The sequence below is a fragment of the Janibacter sp. FSL W8-0316 genome (genome assembly GCF_038004165.1).
Taxonomy (GTDB): Bacteria; Actinomycetota; Actinomycetes; order Actinomycetales; family Dermatophilaceae; genus Janibacter; species Janibacter indicus.
Genome location: NZ_JBBOQX010000001.1, coordinates 444,323 through 468,185, shown reverse-complemented (window position 1 = coordinate 468,185; position 23,863 = coordinate 444,323). Strand labels below are relative to the sequence as shown.

Genomic DNA, 23,863 nt, shown 5'->3' with positions numbered 1-23,863 from the left:
GTCGTCAGGGGGCGCCGCCGCGCGAGATGAGCTCGCGGGCGAGCTGACGATAGGCATTGGCTCCCGAGTGGCCGGTGGCGTAGGTGGTGATCGGCTCCGCGGCGAGCGTGGCGTCGGGGAACTTCACCGTGCGGGAGATGACGGTGTGGAAGACCTTGTCGCCGAAGTGCTCGACGACCGAGCCGACGACCTCGCGGCTGTGGAGGGTGCGTCCGTCGAACATCGTCGCGAGGATGCCGTCGATCGTCAGGCCGGGGTTGAGCCGGTCGGTGATCTTGTCGATCGTCTCGACGAGCAGGGCGACGCCACGCATGGCGAAGTACTCGGTCTCGAGCGGGATGATCACGCCGTGGGCGGCGGTGAGCGCGTTGACCGTGAGCAGGCCCAGCGAGGGCTGGCAGTCGATGAGGATGACGTCGTAGTCGTCGACGACCGGGCGCAGCACCCGGGTGAGGATCTGCTCGCGGGCCACCTCGCCGACGAGCTGGACCTCGGCGGCCGACAGGTCGATGTTGGCCGGGGCGACGTCGAGGCCCTCGACCGAGGTGTGCTGGATGATCTCGGTGATCTCGTGCCCACGGCTGACGAGCAGGTCGTAGATCGTGAGGTCGAGTGTGTGGGTGGGCACGCCCAGCCCGACGGACAGGGCGCCCTGGGGGTCGAAGTCGACGAGCAGGACCCGGCGACCGGCCTCGGCGAGCGCGGCGCCGAGGTTGATCGTCGTCGTCGTCTTGCCGACGCCGCCCTTCTGGTTGCACATCGCGATGATGCGGGCCGGGCCGTGCGACGCCAGGGGCGGCGGCTCGGGGAAGGAGGGCATGGGTCGGCCGGTCGGACCCGGCTGGGCCATGTCGTGCTCGAGGTCGAGCGGCGGCGTCACCTCGGATGCCACAGTCGGATCACTCCATCGGGTCTGGCGGTCGGTCAGCCTCTCGCTGATCAGCGCCGACACTATCAGCGGGCGCGGGGGTGGCTCTGTGCGTAGACCTCGCGCAGCTGGTCGACGGTGACCATCGTGTAGATCTGCGTGGTCGTCACGGAGGCGTGCCCGAGCAGCTCCTGAACGACCCGCACGTCGGCTCCGCCCTCGAGCAGGTGGGTGGCGAAGGAGTGTCGCAGGGTGTGCGGCGAGACGTGCCCCGAGAGGTCGGCCCGACCGGCCGCCGTGGTGATGACCTCCCAGGCGCTCTGCCGGGAGAGGCGGGCGCCGCGGCGGTTGAGGAAGAGCGCCGGCCCCGCCTTCCCCTTCGCCGACAGCTCGGGGCGACCGCGCACGAGCCAGGCCCGCACCGCGTCGACGGCGTAGGAGCCGAGCGGCACGACCCGCTCCTTGCCACCCTTGCCCAGGAGCCGCGCGGCACCGATGTCGAGGTCGAGATCGTCGAGGTCAAGGCCCACTGCCTCGGAGATGCGCGCCCCGGTGCCGTAGAGCACCTCGAGCAGGGCCTGGTCGCGCAGGGGGATCGCCCCGTCGCCGACGCCGGCCGCGTCGATGAGTCGGGTCACCTCGTCGCGGCCGATGGCCTTGGGCAGGCGCGAAGGGGGTGCCGGTGGCGCCACGTCCTGGGCCGGGTTGTGCGCGGTCTCCCCCTCGAGCGCGAGGAACTTGTGCAGCCCGCGCACGGCCACGAGCGTGCGTGCAGCGGAGGTGGCGGCCAGCGGTGGGTGCTCGTCGTCCCCGGCGCGAAGGGAGGCCAAGAACCCTGAGACGTGCAGCTCGGTGACGTCGCCGGGAGCGGTGATGCCTTGCTCGGCGAGGTGCGCGACGTAGCGCCGGGCGTCACGGGTGTAGGCCGCGAGGGTGTGGGCGGAGACCCCGCGCTCGACGTCCAGCTGGGTCAGCCAGGTGCGCACGGCCCGCTCCATGGGCGTGCTGCTCACCGGGGCCGGCCTTCCGTGGAGGGTGCATGTTGTGCCGCGGGCACGCCATTGTGCCCACGGGTGGCAGGGCCACGGATGGGGAGTGTAATGGCCTGCATGAAGCTTTATGCGGATCTGCCCGCACGTCGAACCGGACAACTCGTGGCCGACGCGCTCATGCTCGTCTGGGTGCTCGTCTGGGCCCGGATCGGCGTGGCCGTGCACGACACGACGATGCAGCTGGCCGAGCCGGGGCGGCGTCTGGAGTCGGCGGGCAGTGGGTTCAAGGAGCGGCTGGAGTCCGCCGGCGACAACGTCGACGACCTGCCGATCCTCGACGACCGGGTGGCCGACCCCTTCCGGGACGCCGCTGGTGCCGGGACGAGCATCGAGGACGCCGGTCACGATCTCGTCGACGCGGTCGGGCGTCTGGCCACGACCCTCGGCTGGGTCACCGCCCTCACCCCCGTGCTCATCGTCGGTACCTTCTGGATCGCCGCCCGGCTGCGGTTCGTCCGACGCGCCACTGCGGCCCAGTCGCTCGTCGACCACGTCGACGACCTCGACCTCTTCGCGTTGCGGGCCATGGCCAACCAGCCGCTGCAACGCCTGTCCCGGATCAGCCCCGACCCCGCCGGCGCGTGGCGCCGCGGCGATGTCGACGTGATCCACGAGCTGGCCCTGCTGGAGCTCGCCGACTGCGGACTGCGCCCGCCCCCGGGCGCGGGGCACCGCGGCCCAGGCCACAGCGGCCCAGACGGCAGCGGCTCCAGGACCTGACGCGCCCAGTCGGTCGGCAGGGCAGTGGCCGTCCGAGCCGTACGCCGTTGCTCCGAACCACGGGCCAGAGTCCGCGCAGACGGACAGTAATGGCCATCCCAGCCCATACGCCGTTGCTCCGAACCACGGGCAAGGATCCGCACAGTCCGACAGCAATTGGCCGCCCCAGCCCATACGCCGTTGCTCCCTAGGACGGACCACGATTCCGCGCATCACGGCAGTCCTGATCCTTGGTTGGTCGGTCTGCCGCGTGGTCCAAGGGCGTTCGAGCTGATGCCCGTAGCCGCCGAACCCCGCCCGTCGTACGGAGCAACGGCGTAGTGGATGGAGCCGGTGGGTGCCTGCCGGCGACGGCCCAGCCGCTCGTCGTACGGAGCAACGGCATAGTGGCTGGAGCCGGTGGGACCTGCCCGCGACGGCCCAGTCGCCCGTCGTACGGAGCAGTGGCGGCAACTGTTCGTCCCCAGTCGGGTTCGCCTCGCCGCTGCCGTCCACAGGCACGTGGTCGGTCCCCACCGCATGACCCGGAGGGCGAAGGATCGGAGCATGACCAGCTCACCGGACCCGGACCACTCCCCCGCACCAGACGCGCCTGACGAAAGTCGACGTCCATCGGGCGGAGCGTCACAACCCGAGACGACCTGCCCCCTGCCGTGCACGACCTGCGCCGCGCCGGGTGACTGCGAGGACTGCCTCGACTGCCTCTACTGGCCGGCAAGAGTCGATGACGAGCCAGAGCCGGTGAGCACCCCGCGAGGCTACGCCCACCCCAGCAAAGCAGCTGAGCTCGACCGCGCACGAGCCGGCCTGAGCATCGCCGATCGGGTGGGCCTCCTGTCGCGGCGCCACCGTCGGCTGCACCACCTGAGCCAACGTGACATGGCCGCCGAGATCGGGTGGAGCCGCTCCTCCCTGGGCAGGTTGGAGAGCGACGCGGGGGCACTGACGGTCGCCAAGGTCGACGGGCTCCTGCGGCACATCGGCTTCCGACTGGCCCTGCTGCCAGTGGACCCGGCTCCGCCCGACCCCGAGGAGCCAGACCCTGAGCCTCCCGACCCCGTGGCAACGGCGATGCCCATCCCCCGCCCGCCCGGTCTCGTCGGAGCGGAGCCGCCGAGCACGTGGTGGGGCGCCGAGGACCTGCTGGCGCGCGATGCCGGATCCCGGCGCCCGCCACCTGACGCACAGGTCACGTGGCACACGGCGCAGGAGCTGCGCGAGGACTCGACTCTCAAGGGGCGCGCGTGGACCTGGCGACGACCCCAGCGAGGGTCTGCTGCGTGACCTGCCGCGCGGCGCTCAGCCCTCGAGCGCCACGACCTGAGGTCGCAGGTCCTGCGCCGGGCACTCCCAGGACGCCGCATCCGCGTCACTCTGCTCGCCGGACCGGATGTCCTTGACCTGGTCGCCGTCGCCCTCGGCCGCGCCGGGGAACCACACGTACGGGATGCCCCGGCGCTCCGCGAAGCGGATCTGCTTGCCGAACTTCGCCGCCGCCGGCGCCACCTCGCAGGGGATCCCCCGCGCACGCAGCGCCGTGGCCACCGCCACGGACCGGGCCCGGGTCTCCTCGTCGGTCACCGCGACGAGGACCGCCGACGGCGACTTCCGCGAGGCACCGACGAGTCCCTTGCCGAGCAGCAGGCCGAGCAGTCGCGAGAGACCGATCGAGATCCCCACACCCGGGTAGGTGGTGCGCCCGTCACTGGCGAGCTCGTCGTAGCGGCCGCCGGAGCAGAAGGAGCCCCACGACTCGTAGCCGACCAGCTGTGTCTCGTAGACCGTGCCGGTGTAGTAGTCGAGACCGCGGGCGATCCGCAGGTCCGCAACCATCGCCCCGGGCGCTGCCGCGGCGCCGGTCTCGATGACCGCCGCCAGGGCGGCGAGCCCCTCGTCGAGCACCTCGTGCGCGACGCCCAGGGCACGGACGCGCTCCACGAAGGAGGTGTCCTCGGTCCGGATCGCCGCAAGGTCGAGGCAGGCCTGCGCCTGCTCGGGCGTGCGCCCGGCCTCGACGAGCAGCGCGACGACCTTGTCGGGCCCGACCTTGTCGAGCTTGTCGACGATGCGCAGCGTGCCGGCGACGTCGTCGATCCCCAGCCCGCGGTAGAAGCCCTCCGGGATCTTGCGGTTGTTGACCTGGATGACCATCTGCGGGATCGGCAGCTTGGCGAAGATCTCCGCCATGACGAGCGGCATCTCGGCCTCGAAGTGCGGCGCCAGCTCCCCCGCGTCGACGACGTCGATGTCGCACTGGGTGAACTCGCGGTAGCGCCCCTCCTGGGGCCGCTCGCCACGCCAGACCTTCTGGATCTGGTGGCGGCGGAAGGGGAAGTTCAGCCGACCCGCATTTTCGACGACGTAGCGCGCGAAGGGCACGGTCAGGTCGAAGTGCAGGCCCAGCTGCCCCTCACGACCGGCGGCGGACCCCCCTTCGTCCTCGGCGAGACGGTGGATCCCGTAGATCTCCTTGTCGGCGTCGCCGCCCTTGCCCAGCAGACGCTCGACCGGCTCCACCGCACGGGTCTCGATCGACGGGAAGCCGTGCAGCTCGAAGGTCGAGCGGATGACGTCGATGAAGTGCTGCTCGACGACCCGCTGCTCCGGCAGGTACTCGGGGAAGCCCGACAGGGGGGTGACCTTGGTCGGTCGGGGGGCGGTGGCGCGGTCGTTCATCACAGTCCTTGCAGGTACGGGTTGGTCGCCTTCTCACGGCCGAGCGTCGTCGCCGGTCCGTGTCCGGGCAGGACGAGGCTGGAGTCCGGTCGCGGATGGACGACCCGACGAAGGGAGTCCTGCATCGCTGCGTCCGACCCGCCCGGGAGGTCGGTGCGACCGATCGAACCGGCGAAAAGCACGTCCCCGGTGATCAGGGTGCGGTCGACCTGCGCCTCGTCGGGGATGCCATCGGGTACCCGGCTCATCCCGAAGACCACGGACCCCTCGGTGTGCCCGGGCGCGTGCGCGACCTCGAGCTCCAGACCGGCCACGGTCAGCCGCTCGCTGTCGGTGATCTCGACGACCGTCTCGGGCTCACGCCAGGTGACCTGCTTGCCGAACTGCTGCTCGAGCATGCCGCTCAGGGCCGGGCCGAGCGACGAGCTCGACAGCGGGTCGGCGAGACGGTAGCGGTCGTCGGTGTGGATGTAGGCAGCCAGCTCGCCGCCGCAGACGGGGGTCACCGAGAAGACGTGGTCGACGTGACCGTGGGTGAGGAGCACCGCCGCCGGCTTGAGCCGGTGGGTGGTGAGCACCTCCCGCAAGGTCTCCTCGATGCCGATCCCCGGGTCGACGATGACGCACTCCTCGCCCGGGGCGTCGGCGAGGACGTAGCAGTTGGTCCCGAAGGCCTGGGCCGGGAAGGAGACGGTGAGCACGTCCCAACCCTACGTGCGCCCCCGCACGCGCTACGGGAATGGGTAACCTCGAGCCTGTGAGTGACGACACCAACGCCCCGCGCCCCGCTGCGCCCTCCCCTGCGGCCCTGGCCCGCATGGCTCCCCACCCCTCCGTGACCCCGGCCCCCGAGGTGCCGGCGGTCACCACCGACCACTCCGCCTCGGCCGCCTTCGGCCGCGCGGACGAGGAGGGCCGGGTCTTTGTGCGCGAGGGCGACGGCGAACGCGAGGTCGGCTCCTACCCCGGCGCCACCCCCGACGAGGCCCTGCAGTACTTCGCCCGCAAGTACGACGAGCTCTTCGCCTCCGCCACCCTCCTGCGCCAGCGTCTGGACTCCCACGACGTCTCCGCCAAGGAGATCGCCGACGGGCTGAAGTCGCTGCGCGAGCACGCCGAGCAGCCCAATGTCGTCGGTGACCTGCCGGCACTCGCAACGGTCATCGGCGAGCTCGAGGAGGGCCTGACCGCCAAGCGGCAGACCGAGACCGCCGAGCGCGCCGAGGCCAAGAAGGTCGCAGCCGCCGAGCGGGAGAAGATCGTGGCCGAGGCCGAGCACATCGCGGCCCAGCCCGTCGGCAAGGTCCAGTGGAAGCAGTCCACCGCGCGCATGCGGGCCCTGCTCGACGAGTGGAAGGCCCACCAGCGGGGCAAGGTCCGGCTGGACAAGGACGTCGAGAGCGCGCTGTGGCAGCGGTTCTCCAAGGCGCGCAACGGCTTCGACAAGGCCCGGCGTTCCCACTTCGCCCACCTCGAGCAGTCGCGCGGCGAGTCCAAGGCGATCAAGCAGGACCTCGTCGAGCAGGCCGAGCGCCTGTCGACCTCGACCGACTGGAATGCCACCGCGGGCGCCTACAAGCGCCTCATGGACGAGTGGCGCCGCGCCGGCCGGGCCGGCCGCGCCGACGACGACCGGCTGTGGGAGCGCTTCCGCACCGCCCAGGACACCTTCTTCAACGCCAAGGACGCCGAGGCGGCCAAGGAGGACGAGGCGCACCGCGGCAACCTCGAGGTCAAGGAGTCGCTGCTCGCCGAGGCCGAGGCGCTGCTCCCGGTCAAGGACCTCGACAAGACCAAGGCCGCGCTGCGCGGCATCCAGGAGCGCTGGGAGGCCGCGGGCAAGGTGCCGCGTGCCGACATCGACCGCATGGAAAAGGGGATGCGCCGCGTCGAGCAGACGGTGCGCGAGGCCGAGGACAAGAAGTGGGCCTCTTCCAACCCCGAGTTGTCCGCCCGCGCCTCGTCGATGGTCACCCAGCTCGAGGCCAAGGTTGCCGAGCTGCGCGCAGACGCCGAGGCCGCCGAGGCCAATGGCGATGCCTCCCGCGCGGCGAAGCTGCGCGAGCAGCTCGACGCCCAGCAGGCCTGGCTCGACCAGGCCCGCAAGGGCCTCGACGAGTTCGGCGGCTGACGTTCACTCGGGCGGCGAGGAGGGGTGGCGCAGGTTCACCCCTTCTTGCTCGACCCACCCGTGATGCGGAAGCAGTCGAAGACCGACTCGATCCGCTTGACCTGGTCCATCACGTGGCTCAGGTGGGCGACATCGCCCATCTCGAAGGTGAACCGTAGGACGGCCACCCGGTCGCGGGAGGTGTGCACGGCAGCCGAGAGGATGTTGACGCCGGTCTCGGACAACACCCGAGTGACATCGGAGAGCAGCCCCGCCCGGTCGAGGGCCTCCACCTGCACCTGCACGAGGAAGAGGCTCGTGCTGCTGGGGGCCCACTCGACCTCGATGAGCCGCTCGGCCTCCTTCTTCAGCGACGAGGCGTTGGGGCAGTCGACCCGGTGGACCGAGACGCCGTTGCCCCGGGTGATGAAGCCCATGATCTCGTCGCCCGGCACGGGAGTGCAGCACTTGGCGAGCTTGACCCACAGGTCGTCGACGCCCTTGACGACCACACCCGGGTCGTTGGTGCTGCGCGGCCGCCCGACCGGGCCGGGCATCGTCGCCTCGGCGAGGTCCTCGGTCGCCCCGTCCTCTCCCCCGGCCGTGGCGATGAGCCGGGAGACAACGTGCTGCGCCGAGACGTGCCCCTCGCCGACCGCGGCGTACAACCCGTCGACGTCCTGACGACGCAGCTCGCTCGCGACGGCGGTGAGGCTCTCGACGGTGAGGATGCGGTGCAGCGGGAGGTTCTGCTTGCGTACGACCTTGGCGATGGCCTCCTTGCCGGCGTCGACCATCTCCTCACGGCGTTCTTTGGTGAACCAGTGCTTGATCTTGTTGCGGGCCCGTGCCGAGCGCACGAAGTTGAGCCAGTCGCGCGACGGCCCCGCCCCCTCGGCCTTGGAGGTGAGGATCTCGACGGCGTCGCCGTTGTCGAGGGGCGAGTCGAGCGGGACGAGCCGGCCGTTGACCCGGGCGCCGATGCACCGGTGACCGACCTCGGTGTGCACCGCGTAGGCGAAGTCCACCGCCGTCGCCCCGGCCGGCAGGGCGATGACCTGTCCCTTGGGGGTGAAGGCGTAGACCTCCTGGGTGTTGATCTCGTAGCGCAGCGAGTCGAGGAACTCGCTGGGGTCGGAGGTCTCCTTCTGCCAGTCGAGCAGCTGGCGCAACCACGCCATCTCCCCCACCTGGCCATCGTCGACGCGACCGCCGTCCGGGCTGCCCTGGTCCTTGTACTTCCAGTGCGCCGCGACGCCGTACTCGGCCCGCCGGTGCATCTGGTGGGTGCGGATCTGGATCTCGACCGGCTTGCCCTGCGGCCCGATGACCGTCGTGTGCAGCGACTGGTACATGTTGAACTTCGGCAGCGAGATGTAGTCTTTGAAGCGCCCGGGCAGGGGGTTCCACCGGGCGTGCAGGGCGCCGAGCGCCGCATAGCAGTCGCGCACCGTGTCGACGAGGACACGTACGGCGACGAGGTCGTAGATCTCCCCGAACTCGCGGCCGCCGACGATCATCTTCTGGTAGACGGAGTAGTAGTGCTTGGGACGGCCGGTCACCACGGCCTTGATCCGCGCCTCGCGCAGGTCGGTGACGACCTGGGAGCGCACCGTCGTGAGGTACTCCTCCCGTGCCGGCGCCCGCTCGGCGACGAGGCGCACGATCTCCTCGTAGACCTTCGGGTAGAGCGTGGCGAAAGAGAGGTCCTCGAGCTCCCACTTGATGGTGTTCATGCCGAGCCGGTGGGCCAGGGGCGCATAGATCTCGAGCGTCTCCTGGGCCTTGCGCTGGGCCGACGCCGGTGAGACGTAGCGCCAGGTGCGCGCATTGTGCAGCCGGTCGGCGAGTTTGATGACGAGCACCCGGATGTCGCGCGCCATCGCGACGATCATCTTGCGCACGGTCTCGGCCTGGGCGTTGTCGCCGTAGGTGACCTTGTCGAGCTTGGTCACCCCGTCGACGAGCTTGGCCACCTCGGCGCCGAACTCCTCCTCGAGGTCCTCGAGGCTGTAGTCGGTGTCCTCGACGGTGTCGTGCAGCAGTGCCGCCGCGAGCGTCACCGGCGTCATGCCGAGCTCGGCGAGGATCGTCGTCACGGCGAGAGGGTGGGTGATGTAGGGGTCGCCGCTCTTGCGGACCTGCCCGCGGTGCGCCCGCTCGGCGACGGCGTAGGCGCGCTCGATGATCGAGACGTCGGCCTTGGGATGGTTCTGCCGCACGATCTGCAGCAGGGGGTCGAGCACGCCGGGCGTCGCGGCGCGGCCGCTGCCGATGCGCGCCAGCGAGGCACGCGCCAGCGACCGCGGTGAAAATCCGCTGCTGCCGGTGTTGCGCTCGCTCATGGAGTGAGCCTAGACCGTGACGAGGCTCCGGACGTCACGACCCGTCAGGGCGGTACGTCCACCGAGTGCGGCGATCTCGACGAGCACCTCGACGCCGGGCACCTCTGCGCCGCAGGACTCGAGCAGACGGCAGGCGGCAGCCGCGGTGCCACCGGTCGCCAGGACGTCGTCGACGACGAGCACCCGGGCGCCGGGCGCGATCGCGTCGTCGTGCACCTCGATCCGGGCGCTGCCGTACTCGAGGTCGTAGTCCAGACCCACCGTGCGGCCGGGCAGCTTGCCCGCCTTGCGCACCGGCACGAAGCCCACGCCCAGGTGCACGGCCACGGCCGCACCGAAGATGAAGCCCCTCGCCTCCAGACCGGCGACGGCATCGACCCGACCGGCCCAGGGTCGAGCGTGCTCGGCGACGACGTCGGCGAAGAGCACGGCATCCGCGAGCAGCGGCGTGATGTCCTTGAAGGTCACCCCCGGCTCGGGGAAGTCCGGGATGTCGCGCAGCGCGTCGAGGATGCGGTTGCGCAGCGTCGCGTCGACCTCGCGCGTCGGCAGGGTCACCCCTTGCCCCGGCCGTTGCGCGCGGTCTTCTTCGGCTGGTTGCGCGGTCCGGACTGCGCGTACTTGTGCACCTTGCGGCCCGTGACCGTCTGGCCCTCGCCCGACTCCTCCGACGACGAAGGGGAGGTCCCCTCGGTGGTCGAGGTGGCACGGGAGGGCGCCTCGGTGACGGCCGAGCCGTCGTCCGCACCACCAGCCGCAGAGCCTGCCGCAGCGCCGGCGCCGGCGCTCGCTCCCGCCGGCACGCGCTCGCGCACTGCGGAGGCCTTGTGGTGCTTGCCCGCGGCCTTGTCGAGCGCGACGACCTCAGGGTCCTTGCGGCGCAGGTCGACGAGCAGCGGGGTGGCGATGAAGACCGAGGAGAAGGCACCGACGGTCATGCCGATGAAGAGCGCGAGCGACAGGTCGAGCAGCGTGCCGGGCCCGAGCTTGGCGAAGCCGATGATGAGGACGGCGACGATCGGCAGCACCGCGATGACCGTGGTGTTGATCGAGCGGACCAGGGTCTGGTTGACCGCGAGGTTGGCCGCGTGGGCGAAGGTCGAGCGCTTGTTCTGGAAGGCCGCCCGGGTGTTTTCCTTGACATGGTCGAAGACGACCACGGTGTCGTAGAGCGAGTAGCCCAGGACGGTGAGGAAGCCGATGAGCGTGGCCGGCGAGACCTCGAAGCCGGTCCACGTGTAGATCCCGACGGTGATGACCATGTCGTGGGCCAGCGCGACCATCGAGGCGACGGCCATCTTCCAGTTGCGGTAGTACAGCGCCATCAGGGCCGTGGTGATGACGAGGAAGACGACCAGCGCCCGCAGGGCCTGCTGGCTCACCGAGGCACCCCACGAGGGGCCGATGAAGTTGGAGCTGACCTCCGACTGGGGTACGCCGAAGGTGCTGGCCAGCTCGCGCGCGACCTCGCGCGACTCGTCGCCGTCGAGCTCCTCGGTCTGCACCCGGATCGTGTCGCCGCCGATGGTGGTGACATTGGCCGAGGCGGAGCCACCGGCGACCTCACGGACGGCCGAGGTCGCGTCGTCCTCGTAGGAGGCTGGCGCCCCCTGGGTGACGACGCGAAACTCCGAACCGCCGGTGAACTCGAGGCTGAGGTTGAGCCCCTGGACGACGAAGCCGAGTGCGGCGATCGCCATGATGACGGCCGAGGCGATGTACCAGGTCTTGGACTTGCCGACGAAGTCGATCGACCGGTCGCCGGTGTAGAGGTCGTTGCCCCACTGCGCCATGCGACTCATCGGGCGCTCCCCTCGGCCGGCACGGCGACCGGGTTGTCGATGTCGAAGTTGCCGCGGCCCTTGTAGCGGACCTTGGCCTCACGCAGCGTGTCGACGTCGAAGCCGGACCACTTGTGACCGGAGGCGAAGAACTTGTTGCGGGCCAGGATCGTCAGCAGCGGGTGCGTGAAGAGCCAGAAGATCGCGAGGTCGATGAGCGTCGTCAGACCCAGCGTGAAGGCGAAGCCACGCACACCCGAGCTGGCGAGGACGTAGAGGACGACGGCGGCGATGAGGTTGACGCCGTCGGCGACGAGGATCGTGCCCTTGGCCCGGGCCCAGCCGGCCTCGACCGCGGCCCGCAGGTTCCTCCCTTCGCGCAGCTCGTCCCTCACTCTCTCGAAGTAGACGATGAAGGAGTCGGCTGTGACGCCGATGGCGATGATCAGACCCGTCACGCCGGCCATGTCGAGGCGATAGTTGTAACCCCACGCCAGCAGCGCGATCGCCAGATAGGTGATGCCGAAGGCCACGAGCATCGAGCCGATGACGACGACCGAGAGCGCACGGTACTGCAGGAGCGAGTAGAGCAGCACGACGAAGAGGCCGATGAGGCCGGCGATGATGCCGTAGCGCAGCTGCTCGGAGCCGAGGGTCGGGCTGATCTCCTGACGACTCTGCACGTCGAAGGACAACGGCAGGGCGCCGAACTTCAGCGACTTGGCCAGCGACCGGGCCTCGTCGATCGAGAAGCCGGAGATGCTCGCCTGGCCGTTGGGGATGGCCTCGTTGAAGCCCGGGTCGATGAGCACCTTGGAGTCGAGGACGGCCGCCAGGGCGTTGTAGGAGCCCGGCGGGTTGGTCGGGTTGGCCGGGTTGAGCCCCGGCAGCTTGACCATCTCCTTCGAGATGTCGCCGTACTCCTTGCGGCCCTTGCTCGTGAGCGTCAGCTGGATCTCGGGCTCGTTGGTCTGCTGGCCCTGCGGGCCGACCCGGTAGCCGGCCTCGGCGTCGGCGATCTCGGTGCCGGCGACGACGACCGGACCGAGGACGTACTTGAGGCTGCCGTCGTCCTTGCACGCGACGATCGCCTCGTCGGTCTTGCCGACGGGCTGGTCCTCCGGCGGGTTGGCGCAGTTGAGGTCCTGGAACTCGCGCCAGAGCTTGGTCGAGATGTGGTTGGGGTCGGTCGCGCTCGTGGGCTCGCCCGTGGGCTTCCAGGAGTCGGCCGAGGGGTCGGTGCCGGTCGGTGCGGCGGTCGAGCTGCTCGACGGGGCCGAGGCGGACGAGCTCGGCGACGACGTGCCCGACTCGCTGCCCGACGAGCTCGGGGTGGGTTCGGCGGTGCGCTCCTGGTTGCGCGAGGCCGGCGTCGAGCTGCTGCGGCTCGCGCTCGGCTGGGCGCTGGAGCTGCTCGAGCTCGAGGACCCCGAGCCGGAGGAACCCGACCCGGAGGAGCTCGAGGCGGACGGCTGCGGCTGGGCAGCCTCGGGATCACCGATGTCGGTGGCGAGCACCGGGCGGAACTGCATCTGCGACGACGCGGCGATCGCGTCCTGCTGCTCCTTCGTCGGCACACCGGGCATGGCGACGACGATGTTGGACGAGCCCTGCGTGGTCACCTCGGCGCCAGAGGTGCCCTGCGCGTCGATGCGCTGGACGATGATGTCGCGGGCCTCCTCGAGCTGCTGCTGGGAGACCGAGCCGCCGTCGGTGCTGCGCGGCGAGAGGATGAACTGGAAGCCGCCCTCGAGGTCGAGCCCGAGCGCGGGCGTCCACGAGGCGTCCTTCTTCCACACGCCGTAGCCCAGCGCGCCGGTGAGCATGATGATGAAGGCGAAGAGCCACATCAGGGTGCGCTTGGCGTTGTCCTTGCGGGCGACGTCCTGAGTGCGTCGACGCTGGGCCATGTCAGTCCTGCCCGTCGGGGTCGATGGTGGCGTCCCCGCTCGGGGTCTCCTTGGCGCCGATGGCGCGGCGGTCGATGGTCAGCACGGTGCCGGGAGCGACCTCGAGGCGCACCCGGTCGTCCTCGACCTCGGTGATCCGCCCGAAGATGCCCGAGGTCGTCACGACCTCTTCCCCCACCTGCAGGGAGGCGGAGAAGTCCGCCATGGTCTTCTGCCGTCGCCGCGCGCTCCAGAGCATGAATCCGATGAGGACGAGCGGGAGGATCAGCAGGATCAGGCTGGCGGTCTGCGAGCCTTGGTTCATGGGTGCGGACTTCCTGGGTCGGGACTGGTCGGTCGGCTGACGTCGCAGTGGCTCGGGGTCTCCCGAGCCAGTGGCCGAGTCTAGGTCAGCGCTGTTGCCCTCACCAACGGACACGGCGGGGCGTGGGGTTCCGTCGTCGGCTCAGCCGAGTCGACCGGTGTCGGGGCCGTCGACGAAGGGGAGGCCCACCTGCTCCCCCGCTTGTGGCGTGAGCCCGAGGTGCTGCCAGGCCGCCGGGGTGGCGATGCGGCCGCGCGGGCTGCGGACGATGTAGCCCTGACGCACGAGATAGGGCTCGGCGACGGTCTCGACGGTGTCGGTCTCCTCCCCCACGGCGACGGCCAGGGTCGACAGGCCGACCGGCCCACCGCCGAAGCGCCGGCACAGGGCGTCGAGCACGGCCCGGTCGAGCCGGTCGAGCCCGGCCTCGTCGACGTCGAAGAGCGCCAGCGCGGCCTGCGCGGCGTTGACGTCGACCTGCCCGGTGCCGTGGACCTGGGCCCAGTCACGGACCCGTCGCAGCAGGCGGTTGGCGATGCGGGGTGTGCCGCGGGAGCGCAGCGCGATCTCGGCCAGGGCGTCGTCGTCGGCCGTGACCCCGAGCAGTCGGGCGCTGCGCGCGAGGATCCGCTCGAGGTCGGCGACCTCGTAGAAGTCGAGGTGGCCGGTGAAGCCGAAGCGGTCGCGCAGGGGTGCCGGCAGCAGGCCGGCGCGCGTCGTCGCCCCGACGACGGTGAAGGGCGGCAGCTCGAGCGGGATGGCGGTCGCGCCCGGGCCCTTGCCGACGACGACGTCGACCCGGAAGTCCTCCATCGCCAGGTAGAGCATCTCCTCGGCGGGCCGGGACATGCGGTGGATCTCGTCGAGGAAGAGCACCTCCCCCTCCGACAGCGAGCTCAGGACGGACGCGAGGTCGCCGGCGTGCTGGATCGCCGGGCCGGAGGTCACCCGGATCGGCTGCTCGAGCTCGGCGGCGACGATCATCGCCAGGGTCGTCTTGCCCAGCCCGGGCGGACCGGACAGGAGCACGTGGTCGGGCGCGGCGCCGCGGCGTCGGGCGGCCTCGAGCACGAGACCGAGCTGGTCGCGCACCTTGGGCTGACCGGGGAACTCGTCGAGCCGACGCGGCCGCAGCGCCGCCTCGACGGTGGTGTCGTCGTCGGTGCCGCCCGCGTCGACGATGCGGGCGGTCGCGTCGTAGGAGCCGTCGCCGGCGCGGGGGTCCTCGTCATCGGCGACGCGCATCTCGGAGCTGAAGCCACTCATCGGGCGAGCACCTGCAGCGCGGCGCGCAGGGCGCCGGAGACATCACCCGGGCCGTGCTCGTCGGCGACGGTGGCCACGGCCTCGGCGGACTGCTTGGCCGAGTAGCCGAGCCCGACGAGCGCCTCGGACACCTGCTCCTGCCAGGCCGCGGCGGGCGCGGCAGCAGCCGCGGCCCCAGCGGCACCGCCGGGTACCTCGGGCAGCTTGCCCCGCAACTCGAGGGCGATGCGCTCGGCACCCTTCTTGCCGATGCCGGGGACCTTGGTGAGGGTCGCGATGTCGTCGGCCGCGACCGCGGCCGCCAGCTCGAGGGGGCTGAGCACGGACAGCAGCGCCATGGCCACCCGCGGGCCGACCCCGGTGACCGTCTGGGCCAGCTCGAAGGTGTCGCGCTCGTCGGCGCTGGCGAACCCGTAGAGGGTCATCGAGTCCTCGCGCACGATCATGCTCGTCGCGAGCTCGACCGGCTGGCCGACGCGTGCCGAGGCGGCGACGGCAGGCGGGGTGTGGACGAGCAGGCCGATGCCGTGGACGTCGACGACCACCCGGTCGAGCCCGACGTGCCGTGCGGCGCCGGTGACCGAGGCGATCATCGGGCGACCGACCGCAGACGCGCCCGTTCGCTCGCCGCGGCGAGCTCCCGGCGGGCCGAGCCGGCGCCCCGCCACTGGTGGCAGATGGCCAGCGCCAGCGCATCGGCCGCGTCGGCGGGTCGGGGGGCCTCGGAGAGGGAGAGGATGCGGGTGACCATCGTCGTGATCTGCGCCTTGTCTGCCCGGCCGGAGCCGGAGACGGCTGCCTTGACCTCGGTGGGCGTGTGCAGGGTGACCGGCAGCCCCCGTCGGGCCCCGGCGAGGTGGACCAGGCCGCTGACCTGGGCGGTCGTCATGACCGTGGGCACGTGGTCCGCGGCGTAGACGCGCTCGAGGGCGATCGCATCGGGCTCGAAGCGGTCGAGCCAGGCGTCGAGCTCGTCCTGGACGTAGGCCAGACGGTCACCGGTGGACCGCTCGCTCGAGGTCCGCACGACGCCGACCGCGACCATGCGCAGGGCGCGGGCCTCGCCCTCGACGACCCCCAGGCCGCACCGGGTCAGCCCGGGGTCCACGCCGAGCACTCGCACCGCGGCCTCCTGGGATCGACTCGAACACGTGTTCTGGTCGAGGTTACGTGTCGGCGGCGCACCCGGCGCCGCCGACACGCCGGGTCAGGAGTCGTCGGCCTCGAGCTCGGCGAGGACCTCGTCGGAGATGTCGCCGTTGGTGAAGACGTCCTGGACGTCGTCGCTGTCCTCGAGGGCTTCGACGACGCGGATCATCTTCTTGGCGCCCTCCTTGTCGAGGGGCACCTGCATGCTCGGCAGGAAGGAGGCCTCGGCCGAGTCGTAGTCGACCCCGGCCTCCTGGAGCGCCGTGCGGACGGCGACGAAGTCGGTCGCCTCGGACACGATCTGCCACGAGTCGCCGAAGTCGTTGATCTCCTCGGCGCCGGCCTCGAGCACGATCTCGAGCAGGTCGTCCTCGCTCTTCTCCGCCTTGGGCACCATGACGACGCCCTTGCGGTTGAAGAGGTAGGCCACCGAGTTGGGGTCGGCGAGGTTGCCGCCGTTGCGCGACAGGGCCGTGCGCACCTCGGTGGCGGCGCGGTTCTTGTTGTCGGTGAGGCACTCGATGAGGATGGCGACACCGCCGGGGGCGTAGCCCTCGTAGGTGATGTTCTCCCAGTCGGCGCCACCGGCCTCGGCGCCCGAGCCGCGCTTGACGGCGCGGTCGATGTTGTCGTTGGGGACCGAGCTCTTCTTCGCCTTCTGGATCGCGTCGTAGAGCGTGGGGTTGCCGGTGGGGTCGCCACCACCGGTGCGCGCCGCGACCTCGATGTTCTTGATCAGCTTGGCGAAGAGCTTGCCGCGCTTGGCGTCGATCGCCGCCTTCTTGTGCTTCGTGGTTGCCCACTTGGAGTGGCCGGACACGTTGGTCTCCTCGATGTGGCTGGCAGGTGGTCCGAGGGTCGATCCTACGCGGCGCGCCGCACCATCTCGACGAAGAGCGCGTGGACGCGGTGGTCCCCGGTCACCTCGGGGTGGAAGCTCGTGGCCAGCAGGTGCCCCTGCCGCACGACGACGGGACGGGACTCCCCCTTCGCCTCGATGCTCGCGAGCACCTCGACGCCGGGACCGGCCTGCTCGACCCACGGAGCGCGGATGAAGACCGCGCGCACCGGCCCGCCCTCGACCCCACGCACCTGGAGATCGGTCTCGTACGAGTCGACCTGGCGGCCGAAGGCATTGCGCCGCACCGTGATGTCGAGCCCGCCGAGGGTCTGCTGGTCGGGGTGGCCGTCGAGGATGCGGTCCGCGAGCAGGATCATCCCGGCGCAGCTGCCGTAGACCGGCATCCCGTCGGCGATGCGGGAGCGAAGGGGGGCACGCAGGCCAAAGGTGCGGGTGAGCTTGTCGATGGTCGTCGACTCCCCTCCGGGGAGCACGAGCGCGTCCACCGTCGCCAGCTCCTCCGGTCGACGTACCGGCAGCGTCGCTGCGCCGGCCTCCTCGAGGGCGGCTCGGTGCTCCCGGACGTCGCCCTGGACCGCGAGGACTCCGATGACGGGACGGGAGAGGTCGCTCATGGAGCGGAATGTAGTCGCCCGCACGCCTGCGACTGCCGCCGCCTCGATGCGTGGACGTGTTTGGTCCCCCGGTCAGCGGGTAGCCAGATGAACCAACCGCACGACTCAACCCAGGAGGTTGTCATGGGCAAGATCTCGATGCTCGCCGCCGGAGCCATCGGCTACGTGTTCGGCACGCGAGCCGGCCGTGAGCAGTACGACAAGATCAGCGGCCAGGCCAAGCGGCTGTGGAAGGACCCCAAGGTGCAGCGCAAGGCCGGTCAGGCCCAGGAGGCCGCCGAGGACCTGGGGCACAAGGCGGGGGACAAGATCACCGCCAAGGTCAAGGAAAAGGCGGGGAACGACTCCACCGACACCCCGACGACGACCACCACCGCCTCCCCCGGCACCGGCGTCGGCACCACCCCCGGGACCGGCGCAGGCGGTCTCGGGTCGGGCGAGCCCACCTCGGGCCCCGGCACCACCCCGGGACGTGGCGGCCTTGGCTGATCCCACCCACGCGAGCGGCTCGCACGCCGCGGGCCGCGACGACATCCCGACCCAGCACGAGAGCACGGGGCAGCTCGTCGCCGACGCCACCGAGCAGATCGGACAGCTCGTCCGTCAGGAGATGGCGCTCGCTCGTGCCGAGCTGACGCAGAGCGCGAAGAAAGCCGGGACGGGAGCGGGACTCTTCGGAGGTGCCGGTCTCGTCGCGCTGTACGGCGTCGCCGCGCTCGTCGCGACCGCCATCATCTCCCTCGACCTCGTCATGCCTCTGTGGCTGGCCGCGTTGGTCGTCGGCGTGGTCCTCCTGGCGGTCGCCGGTCTCCTTGCCCTCGTGGGCAAGAAGCAGGTGTCCGAGGCGGCACCGCCCGCCGAGCGCACCGTCCACAACGTCATGGCCGACATCGACACAGTCAGGGGAGGCAACCACCCGTGAGCACCTTCGACGAGCAGGAACCCCGCCATGACCTCCGCGCGGTCCCGGACGAGCACCATCCGTCACCGGACGAGGGGGTCGAGCAGCTGGAGCGCGAGGCCGCCGCCACGCGAGCCGAGCTCGGTGAGACGGTCGACGCACTCGCCGCGAAGCTCGACGTCAGGACGCGGGCGAAGCACGGGGCCGACGAGCAGAAGGCGCGGGTGCAGCACGCCGTGGCCAACGTGCGGCGCTCCGCGACCGATCGTGAGGGGAAGCCGCTGCCGCAGGTCTGGGCAGCGGGTGTCGCCGCGGCCGTCGCGCTCGTCGGGCTGCCGCTCGCCGTGCGCCTCGTCCGTTCACGTGGCAGACGGCTCCACCGGTACCGGGGCTACCGGCTCTGATGACCGGACGAGCTGACCGCAGCGGTCCAGCACCGCACTCGGAGGACTCCCGCGCGCCGGACGGACCGACCGACCTCGAGAAGCCCACGCTGCGCCACGTGCTGCGCCGGACGGCGCGGGAGTTCTCCGCGGACGAGTGCACGGACCTCGCGGCGGCACTGACGTACTACGCCGTCCTGGCACTCTTCCCGGCATTCATCGCGCTCGTCTCACTCGTGGGCCTCGTCGGGCAGGGGCCGCAGACGGTCGACACGGTCCTCGGCGTCCTGCGGGACACGGCGGGAGCCTCCGTGGCGGACACCCTCGAGCCGGTCCTCACCTCACTGGCCCAGGGCACCGGCGCCGGCTTGGCCTTGGTGCTCGGCCTCGCCGGTGCCCTGTGGTCGGCATCGGGATATGTGAACGCCTTCTCCCGGGCGATGAACAGGATCTACGGCGTCACCGAGGGCCGGCCGGTCTGGAAGCTGCGCCCGCTGATGCTCCTCGTCACCGCGGTGCTTCTCGTCCTGGTGGCCGCCGTGCTCATGGCACTGGTCGTCTCGGGACCGGTCGCGGAGTCGATCGGCTCGTTGCTGGGGCTCGGGTCGAGTGCCGTCACGGTCTGGCAGATCGCCAAGTGGCCGGTCCTCCTCCTCGCCGTGGTCGTTATCGTCGCGCTGCTGTACTGGTCGACGCCGAACGTACGCCAGCCGAAGATCAGGTGGATGAGCCCCGGCGCGCTCGTGGGGATCCTCGTGTGGGTGCTCGCGTCCGTGGCCTTCGGCATCTACGTGGCGAACTTCGGCTCCTACAACAAGACCTATGGATCGATGGCCGGCGTCATCGTCTTCCTGCTGTGGCTGTGGCTGACCAACCTCGCCCTGCTCTTCGGTGCTGAGCTCGACGCCGAGCTCGAGCGTGGGCGGGAGCTGCAGGCCGGCATGCCCGCCGAGGACGAGATCCAGCTGCCTCGGCGTGACACGACCGGCATCGACAAGAAGAAGGACAAGCACGAGGCGGACGTCCGGGATGCGCGAGCACTGCGCCGCAGGGGGCACGGGCGCACCGACGGCGACTGAGCGCAGGCCACGCGGTGTGCCCCGGTCGGAACCGCCGCGGAAATGCACGGACGTCCGCCTCGCCCACGGCGCGGCACGGTGCGCTAGGTTTTCCCCCGCACGCAGTGTGCGTGCCTTGCCCGGAGGGGAAGCCCGGGCTGGTCACCGGGGGTCACCTTGCTCATCATGCCTCGCCGCGGGCTGATCGCGTCCGTCCTGTCAGCACTTCTCCTCGCCGTCCTCCTCGTCCCGTCCGGGAACCCTGCGGCCATCGACGACGAGTTCGTCCCGGTCGACCGGTACGTCGTCGGAGGGTGCCGGATCGCCTTCGACGCGGCCGGGACCGCGAGTCCGGTCGGCTCCGCGGGGCGGCCCTGCGTGGGCGTCAGCTCGCTCGGGGTCGACAGCCGCGGCGACCTCATCGTGCGGCAAGCACGTCACCGTGAGGTTCTACGACGCCCGGGACAAGAGCCGGATCAGCCTGCGCAGCACCACGCAGCGGCGGAGGGTGGTCGGCGCCGACCTGGTCATCGGCTGGGTCAAGGTGACACCGTCCGGGACGACCGCGGCGTCCCTGCTCAAGGACCCGGGGTACGACGCGCTCGGCCCCTACCGTGACCGCACGGCGACGTCGGAGACGACGATCGCGGGCGGATGCGTCATCCGCTTCGACAGCGAGACCCCGCGCGTCCACGCCAACTCGTCGCACCGATGCATCGGGGTCTCGTCCGTGCGCCTGTCATCCACGGGTGACCTGCAGGTCGTCTCGTCGACCGAGCAGCGTGGAGCGGTCGTCAACGCCCAGGCGGACCCCGACGAGACGCTCGCCACCCGCGGTCTGGTCACCGGCGTGTCCGCGACCCCGTCGGTCAGACGGTGAGCATCTTCGACTCCCGTCTGCGTCGGAGGCTCGACCTGCGGCAGCTGCAGGACTACGCGCGAGTGGTCGGCAGCACCGCGAACGTGTGGCTCTCCTGGACCAAGACGAGCCAGCGACCGGGAGTGTCCAATGCCGTGACGACGCCCGCAGCGCACGCATACGGACCCTTCATGGACGGCTCCGTCGAACCCATCGCCCTCGTTCAGCGCGGGTGTCGCATCCGCTTCTCGGAGACGTCTGCCGGCGCGCTCGCCTACGGCAACCGACATCACCTGTGCACCGGGATCACCGGGTTGGGCGTGGACCGGGCCGGGTACGTGGCCGTCTACGGCCCCCGCACAACATCATCTCCACCACGACGATCGCCATGAGCGGCAAGACCGACCACGGGTTGCGGGCGGGCCTGAGCGGCGGGGGCGGTCGCTCGGTCATCCGCATCTACAGCCTCAAGCTGGGCCGCCCGCTCGACCTGCGCAAGGCCACGGACCGCAAGATCCTGGTGTCCGACGGCGCCGAGCTGTACCCGGGATGGACCCAGTTCGTCGGCAGCTACTGACCGGCCGGCGGCAGGTGAGGGGCCCCGGTCGTCGACCGGGGCCCCTCACCCATGCGCTGGGTGACACGTCACCAGCCGCGCTCGGCCAGGCGGTGCGGCTGCGGGATCTCGTCGACGTTGATGCCGACCATGGCCTCACCGAGCCCGCGAGAGACCTTGGCCAGCATGTCCGGGTCGTCGAAGAAGGTCGTCGCCCGGACGATCGCCTCGGCCCGCTGGGCGGGGTTGCCGGACTTGAAGATCCCGGAGCCGACGAAGACGCCCTCGGCGCCCAGCTGCATCATCATCGCGGCGTCGGCGGGCGTGGCGATCCCACCGGCGGTGAAGAGGACGACCGGGAGCTTTCCGGCAGTCGCAACCTCCTTGACCAGCTCGAAGGGGGCCTGCAGCTCCTTGGCCGCGACGTAGAGCTCGTCCTCCGCCAGCCCCTGGAGGCGGCGGATCTCCTGGCGGATCTGGCGCATGTGGGTCGTGGCGTTGGAGACGTCGCCGGTGCCGGCCTCCCCCTTCGAGCGGATCATCGCCGCGCCCTCGGTGATGCGGCGCAGCGCCTCGCCGAGGTTGGTGGCCCCGCAGACGAAGGGGACGGTGAAGTTCCACTTGTCGATGTGGTTGGCGTAGTCGGCCGGGGTGAGGACCTCGGACTCGTCGATGTAGTCGACCCCGAGGGACTGCAGCACCTGGGCCTCGACGAAGTGGCCGATGCGCGCCTTGGCCATGACGGGGATCGAGACGGCCTCGATGATGCCGTCGATCATGTCGGGGTCGCTCATCCGGGAGACGCCGCCCTGGGCACGGATGTCGGCCGGCACCCGCTCGAGCGCCATGACGGCGACGGCGCCGGCGTCCTCGGCGATCTTGGCCTGCTCCGGCGTGACGACGTCCATGATGACGCCGCCCTTGAGCATCTCGGCCATGCCGCGCTTGACGCGTGCGGTGCCGGTCTCGGTCTGGGTCTCGGTGGTCATGTCGTGCTCCTCGTCGGGCCGCGTGTCGCGACGTCCATTTGATCTAGGCCAAAACGTAGCACGGCACAGGACAATGTCCTGGTCCGCGTCCGCAGAGCGGTCGGGACCACCTAGACTCGCCCGTGATGAGCACCCAGACGCCGCAGATCTCCGGCGGCACCGCGGCCGAGATCGCCGACAGCGTCCGCGGCCTCGTCGAGCGCGGCCACCTGGCCCCCGGCGAGGTCCTCCCGCCGGTCCGTGCCCTCGCCGAGCAGCTCGGCGTCAACCGCAACACCGCCGTCGCCGCCTACCGCGACCTCGCCCGATCGGGGGTCGTCGTCTCGCAGGGACGCGCCGGGACCCGGGTGGCACGTCGCAGCCGGGTGCCCCAGGAGGGCTTCGCCGCGGCCGGCGCGCTCCGCGACGTCGGCACGGGCAACCCCGATCCGCAGCTCATCCCCGACCTCGCGCCGGCCCTGGCGAGCGTCGCCGACCGCGGCCCCGTGCTCTACGGCGAGCCGACGGTCGACCGGGACCTCGGGTCGTGGGCGCTCGACTGGATGGCCCCCGACGTGCCGGTCCCGGCCTCGGACGTGCGGCTGACCCTGACGAGCGGCGCGGTCGATGCCGTCGAGCGCCTGCTCGCGCAGGCGCTGCTGCGCGACGACGCCGTGGCGCTCGAGGACCCGTGCTTCCTCGCGAGCATCCATCTCGCCCAGCTCGGTGGCTACCGGGCGGTCCCGGTCGCGGTCGACGCCGAGGGCATGACGGTCGAGGGGCTACGCCACGCGCTCGAGCAGGGTGTGCGGGCGATCGTGTGCACCCCACGGGCGCAGAACCCCACCGGGTCCTCGCTGAGTGCCGCACGCGCCGCGGCGCTGCGCGAGGTGCTCGCCGACCACCCCTACGTCCTCGTCATCCAGGACGACTACTTCTCCTACCTGTCCCAGCAGCCCTTCCACTCCATCGTCGGCCCCGACCACCGGCGTTGGGCGCTGGTGCGCTCGGTCTCGAAGTTCGTCGGCCCCGACATGTGCCTGGCCGTCACGGCCTGCGACGCCGACACCGCCGCCCGTCTCGAGATGCGCCTGAGCCCCGGGACCACCTGGGTGAGCCACCTGTTGCAGCGGGTCACCCACGCGGTGGTCACCGACCCCTCCGCGCTCGCGCTCATCGAGCGCGCCGGGGTGCACTACGCCGAGCGCAATGCCGCCTTCGCCGCGCTGCTCACCGACCGGGGCCTGGCCACCTCCCCCGGCGACGGCGTCAGCCTGTGGGTCACGCTGCCGGTCGCGGCGCGCGAGGTCGCCGACCGGCTGACCCGGCGTGGCTGGCTGGTGCGCACGGGAGACGAGTTCCGCCTGGCGGAGGGCGCACCCCCTTCGCAGCACCTGCGCCTCACGGTGCACGACCTCGACGAGGCCTCGGCCGCGACCCTCGCCGACGACATCGTCGCTGCCGCGACCGCCACGGCCTGA

General features: G+C 71.2%; 27 protein-coding genes. 11 read left to right on the top strand and 16 right to left on the bottom strand.

What is annotated here, in order from left to right:
- Nucleotides 1-4: 4 nt before the first annotated feature.
- Together NYE39_RS02160 and NYE39_RS02155 are read right to left on the bottom strand one after the other, a co-directional pair.
- A complete protein-coding gene (locus NYE39_RS02160) occupies nucleotides 5-850 on the bottom strand; it encodes a ParA family protein (RefSeq protein ID WP_083546293.1) in 846 nt (281 codons plus the stop codon).
- A 104-nt stretch (nucleotides 851-954) separates the two neighbouring features.
- Nucleotides 955-1,866: a site-specific tyrosine recombinase XerD gene (locus NYE39_RS02155; RefSeq protein ID WP_072624529.1), complete on the bottom strand. Its 912-nt coding sequence runs from the start codon at nucleotides 1,864-1,866 to the stop codon at nucleotides 955-957.
- Nucleotides 1,867-2,022: 156 nt separating this feature from the next.
- Here NYE39_RS02155 and NYE39_RS02150 point away from each other — a divergent pair, with 156 nt between their 5' ends.
- Nucleotides 2,023-2,640 carry a hypothetical protein gene (locus NYE39_RS02150; protein WP_226283227.1) on the top strand — a complete coding sequence of 206 codons (618 nt, stop codon included), beginning with the start codon at nucleotides 2,023-2,025 and terminating at the stop codon, nucleotides 2,638-2,640.
- Nucleotides 2,641-3,381: 741 nt separating this feature from the next.
- Nucleotides 3,382-3,924, top strand: a complete 543-nt coding sequence (locus tag NYE39_RS02145; protein ID WP_072624528.1) for a helix-turn-helix domain-containing protein — start codon at nucleotides 3,382-3,384, stop codon at nucleotides 3,922-3,924.
- A 15-nt stretch (nucleotides 3,925-3,939) separates the two neighbouring features.
- On the opposite strand, the gene hisS is transcribed toward NYE39_RS02145, so the two are convergent.
- Together hisS and NYE39_RS02135 are read right to left on the bottom strand one after the other, a co-directional pair.
- Entirely contained in the window at nucleotides 3,940-5,316 is a 1,377-nt protein-coding gene (hisS, locus tag NYE39_RS02140) for a histidine--tRNA ligase (protein WP_192912125.1), read from the bottom strand.
- Complete coding sequence (locus NYE39_RS02135) at nucleotides 5,316-6,017, bottom strand: MBL fold metallo-hydrolase (protein WP_192912124.1); 702 nt, start codon at nucleotides 6,015-6,017, stop codon at nucleotides 5,316-5,318. The genes hisS and NYE39_RS02135 overlap by 1 nt, the downstream gene beginning before the upstream one ends.
- 56 nt (nucleotides 6,018-6,073) lie before the next feature.
- On the opposite strand from NYE39_RS02135, the gene NYE39_RS02130 reads away from it, so the two are divergent.
- Nucleotides 6,074-7,447: a DUF349 domain-containing protein gene (locus NYE39_RS02130; protein WP_226283225.1), complete on the top strand. Its 1,374-nt coding sequence runs from the start codon at nucleotides 6,074-6,076 to the stop codon at nucleotides 7,445-7,447.
- 35 nt (nucleotides 7,448-7,482) lie between these two features.
- Here NYE39_RS02130 and NYE39_RS02125 read toward each other — a convergent pair whose 3' ends face one another.
- The 10 genes from NYE39_RS02125 to pdxT form a co-directional block, all read right to left on the bottom strand.
- On the bottom strand, nucleotides 7,483-9,771 hold the full coding sequence (locus NYE39_RS02125) for a RelA/SpoT family protein (protein WP_072624525.1): 2,289 nt from the start codon (nucleotides 9,769-9,771) through the stop codon (nucleotides 7,483-7,485).
- A 9-nt stretch (nucleotides 9,772-9,780) separates the two neighbouring features.
- The gene (locus tag NYE39_RS02120) at nucleotides 9,781-10,329 is read right to left on the bottom strand and encodes an adenine phosphoribosyltransferase (RefSeq protein WP_226283224.1); all 549 of its coding nucleotides are present in this window, start codon (nucleotides 10,327-10,329) and stop codon (nucleotides 9,781-9,783) included.
- Complete coding sequence (secF, locus tag NYE39_RS02115; RefSeq protein WP_083546079.1) at nucleotides 10,326-11,564, bottom strand: protein translocase subunit SecF; 1,239 nt, start codon at nucleotides 11,562-11,564, stop codon at nucleotides 10,326-10,328. Before secF ends, NYE39_RS02120 begins: the two co-directional genes overlap by 4 nt.
- A gap of 5 nt (nucleotides 11,565-11,569) precedes the next feature.
- Nucleotides 11,570-13,462 carry a protein translocase subunit SecD gene (secD, locus tag NYE39_RS02110; protein ID WP_072624523.1) on the bottom strand — a complete coding sequence of 631 codons (1,893 nt, stop codon included), beginning with the start codon at nucleotides 13,460-13,462 and terminating at the stop codon, nucleotides 11,570-11,572.
- Between the two features lies 1 nt (nucleotide 13,463).
- A complete protein-coding gene (yajC, locus tag NYE39_RS02105) occupies nucleotides 13,464-13,766 on the bottom strand; it encodes a preprotein translocase subunit YajC (protein ID WP_072624522.1) in 303 nt (100 codons plus the stop codon).
- Between the two features lie 141 nt (nucleotides 13,767-13,907).
- Nucleotides 13,908-15,032, bottom strand: coding sequence for a Holliday junction branch migration DNA helicase RuvB (gene ruvB / locus NYE39_RS02100; protein WP_341011744.1), 1,125 nt, complete (start codon nucleotides 15,030-15,032; stop codon nucleotides 13,908-13,910).
- Nucleotides 15,029-15,625 carry a Holliday junction branch migration protein RuvA gene (gene ruvA, locus NYE39_RS02095; RefSeq protein ID WP_072624521.1) on the bottom strand — a complete coding sequence of 199 codons (597 nt, stop codon included), beginning with the start codon at nucleotides 15,623-15,625 and terminating at the stop codon, nucleotides 15,029-15,031. Before ruvA ends, ruvB begins: the two co-directional genes overlap by 4 nt.
- Nucleotides 15,622-16,155 carry a crossover junction endodeoxyribonuclease RuvC gene (ruvC, locus tag NYE39_RS02090; protein WP_072624520.1) on the bottom strand — a complete coding sequence of 178 codons (534 nt, stop codon included), beginning with the start codon at nucleotides 16,153-16,155 and terminating at the stop codon, nucleotides 15,622-15,624. The genes ruvA and ruvC overlap by 4 nt, the downstream gene beginning before the upstream one ends.
- Before the next feature lie 84 nt (nucleotides 16,156-16,239).
- Entirely contained in the window at nucleotides 16,240-17,001 is a 762-nt protein-coding gene (locus tag NYE39_RS02085; RefSeq protein WP_084452761.1) for a YebC/PmpR family DNA-binding transcriptional regulator, read from the bottom strand.
- Between the two features lie 44 nt (nucleotides 17,002-17,045).
- Complete coding sequence (gene pdxT / locus NYE39_RS02080; RefSeq protein ID WP_341011743.1) at nucleotides 17,046-17,657, bottom strand: pyridoxal 5'-phosphate synthase glutaminase subunit PdxT; 612 nt, start codon at nucleotides 17,655-17,657, stop codon at nucleotides 17,046-17,048.
- 123 nt (nucleotides 17,658-17,780) lie between these two features.
- On the opposite strand from pdxT, the gene NYE39_RS02075 reads away from it, so the two are divergent.
- The 4 genes from NYE39_RS02075 to NYE39_RS02060 are packed head-to-tail and all read left to right on the top strand — an operon-like array spanning nucleotide 17,781 to nucleotide 20,020.
- Nucleotides 17,781-18,146, top strand: a complete 366-nt coding sequence (locus NYE39_RS02075) for a YtxH domain-containing protein (protein WP_255186202.1) — start codon at nucleotides 17,781-17,783, stop codon at nucleotides 18,144-18,146.
- Nucleotides 18,139-18,579 carry a phage holin family protein gene (locus tag NYE39_RS02070; protein WP_341011742.1) on the top strand — a complete coding sequence of 147 codons (441 nt, stop codon included), beginning with the start codon at nucleotides 18,139-18,141 and terminating at the stop codon, nucleotides 18,577-18,579. Before NYE39_RS02075 ends, NYE39_RS02070 begins: the two co-directional genes overlap by 8 nt.
- A complete protein-coding gene (locus NYE39_RS02065; protein ID WP_255186200.1) occupies nucleotides 18,576-18,962 on the top strand; it encodes a DUF3618 domain-containing protein in 387 nt (128 codons plus the stop codon). Before NYE39_RS02070 ends, NYE39_RS02065 begins: the two co-directional genes overlap by 4 nt.
- Entirely contained in the window at nucleotides 18,962-20,020 is a 1,059-nt protein-coding gene (locus NYE39_RS02060) for a YihY/virulence factor BrkB family protein (RefSeq protein WP_341011741.1), read from the top strand. Before NYE39_RS02065 ends, NYE39_RS02060 begins: the two co-directional genes overlap by 1 nt.
- A 198-nt stretch (nucleotides 20,021-20,218) precedes the next feature.
- Here NYE39_RS02060 and NYE39_RS02055 read toward each other — a convergent pair whose 3' ends face one another.
- The gene (locus NYE39_RS02055) at nucleotides 20,219-20,431 is read right to left on the bottom strand and encodes a hypothetical protein (RefSeq protein WP_341011740.1); all 213 of its coding nucleotides are present in this window, start codon (nucleotides 20,429-20,431) and stop codon (nucleotides 20,219-20,221) included.
- Between the two features lie 10 nt (nucleotides 20,432-20,441).
- Between NYE39_RS02055 and NYE39_RS02050 the strand changes: the two genes are divergently transcribed.
- From NYE39_RS02050 to NYE39_RS02040, 3 genes are read left to right on the top strand one after another with little or no spacing between them, the layout of a single operon-like run.
- Nucleotides 20,442-20,879, top strand: coding sequence for a hypothetical protein (locus NYE39_RS02050; RefSeq protein ID WP_341011739.1), 438 nt, complete (start codon nucleotides 20,442-20,444; stop codon nucleotides 20,877-20,879).
- Nucleotides 20,876-21,250, top strand: a complete 375-nt coding sequence (locus tag NYE39_RS02045) for a hypothetical protein (RefSeq protein ID WP_341011738.1) — start codon at nucleotides 20,876-20,878, stop codon at nucleotides 21,248-21,250. Before NYE39_RS02050 ends, NYE39_RS02045 begins: the two co-directional genes overlap by 4 nt.
- Nucleotides 21,247-21,435, top strand: coding sequence for a hypothetical protein (locus NYE39_RS02040; RefSeq protein WP_341011737.1), 189 nt, complete (start codon nucleotides 21,247-21,249; stop codon nucleotides 21,433-21,435). The genes NYE39_RS02045 and NYE39_RS02040 overlap by 4 nt, the downstream gene beginning before the upstream one ends.
- A gap of 68 nt (nucleotides 21,436-21,503) precedes the next feature.
- On the opposite strand, the gene pdxS is transcribed toward NYE39_RS02040, so the two are convergent.
- Nucleotides 21,504-22,403, bottom strand: a complete 900-nt coding sequence (pdxS, locus tag NYE39_RS02035) for a pyridoxal 5'-phosphate synthase lyase subunit PdxS (RefSeq protein ID WP_341011736.1) — start codon at nucleotides 22,401-22,403, stop codon at nucleotides 21,504-21,506.
- A gap of 125 nt (nucleotides 22,404-22,528) precedes the next feature.
- Between pdxS and NYE39_RS02030 the strand changes: the two genes are divergently transcribed.
- Complete coding sequence (locus NYE39_RS02030; RefSeq protein WP_341011735.1) at nucleotides 22,529-23,863, top strand: aminotransferase class I/II-fold pyridoxal phosphate-dependent enzyme; 1,335 nt, start codon at nucleotides 22,529-22,531, stop codon at nucleotides 23,861-23,863.

What these genes read in the sequence shown, in the direction of transcription:
- ruvA (WP_072624521.1), bottom strand. Translation starts at nt 15,625, where the DNA reads ATGATCGCCTCGGTCACCGGCGCCGCACGGCACGTCGGGCTCGACCGG.
- NYE39_RS02060 (WP_341011741.1), top strand. Translation starts at nt 18,962, where the DNA reads ATGACCGGACGAGCTGACCGCAGCGGTCCAGCACCGCACTCGGAGGAC.
- NYE39_RS02075 (WP_255186202.1), top strand. Translation starts at nt 17,781, where the DNA reads ATGGGCAAGATCTCGATGCTCGCCGCCGGAGCCATCGGCTACGTGTTC.
- hisS (WP_192912125.1), bottom strand. Translation starts at nt 5,316, where the DNA reads ATGAACGACCGCGCCACCGCCCCCCGACCGACCAAGGTCACCCCCCTG.
- NYE39_RS02160 (WP_083546293.1), bottom strand. Translation starts at nt 850, where the DNA reads ATGGCCCAGCCGGGTCCGACCGGCCGACCCATGCCCTCCTTCCCCGAG.
- NYE39_RS02155 (WP_072624529.1), bottom strand. Translation starts at nt 1,866, where the DNA reads ATGGAGCGGGCCGTGCGCACCTGGCTGACCCAGCTGGACGTCGAGCGC.
- NYE39_RS02125 (WP_072624525.1), bottom strand. Translation starts at nt 9,771, where the DNA reads ATGAGCGAGCGCAACACCGGCAGCAGCGGATTTTCACCGCGGTCGCTG.
- ruvB (WP_341011744.1), bottom strand. Translation starts at nt 15,032, where the DNA reads ATGAGTGGCTTCAGCTCCGAGATGCGCGTCGCCGATGACGAGGACCCC.
- secD (WP_072624523.1), bottom strand. Translation starts at nt 13,462, where the DNA reads ATGGCCCAGCGTCGACGCACTCAGGACGTCGCCCGCAAGGACAACGCC.
- NYE39_RS02040 (WP_341011737.1), top strand. Translation starts at nt 21,247, where the DNA reads ATGAGCGGCAAGACCGACCACGGGTTGCGGGCGGGCCTGAGCGGCGGG.
- pdxT (WP_341011743.1), bottom strand. Translation starts at nt 17,657, where the DNA reads ATGAGCGACCTCTCCCGTCCCGTCATCGGAGTCCTCGCGGTCCAGGGC.
- secF (WP_083546079.1), bottom strand. Translation starts at nt 11,564, where the DNA reads ATGGCGCAGTGGGGCAACGACCTCTACACCGGCGACCGGTCGATCGAC.
- NYE39_RS02030 (WP_341011735.1), top strand. Translation starts at nt 22,529, where the DNA reads ATGAGCACCCAGACGCCGCAGATCTCCGGCGGCACCGCGGCCGAGATC.
- pdxS (WP_341011736.1), bottom strand. Translation starts at nt 22,403, where the DNA reads ATGACCACCGAGACCCAGACCGAGACCGGCACCGCACGCGTCAAGCGC.
- yajC (WP_072624522.1), bottom strand. Translation starts at nt 13,766, where the DNA reads ATGAACCAAGGCTCGCAGACCGCCAGCCTGATCCTGCTGATCCTCCCG.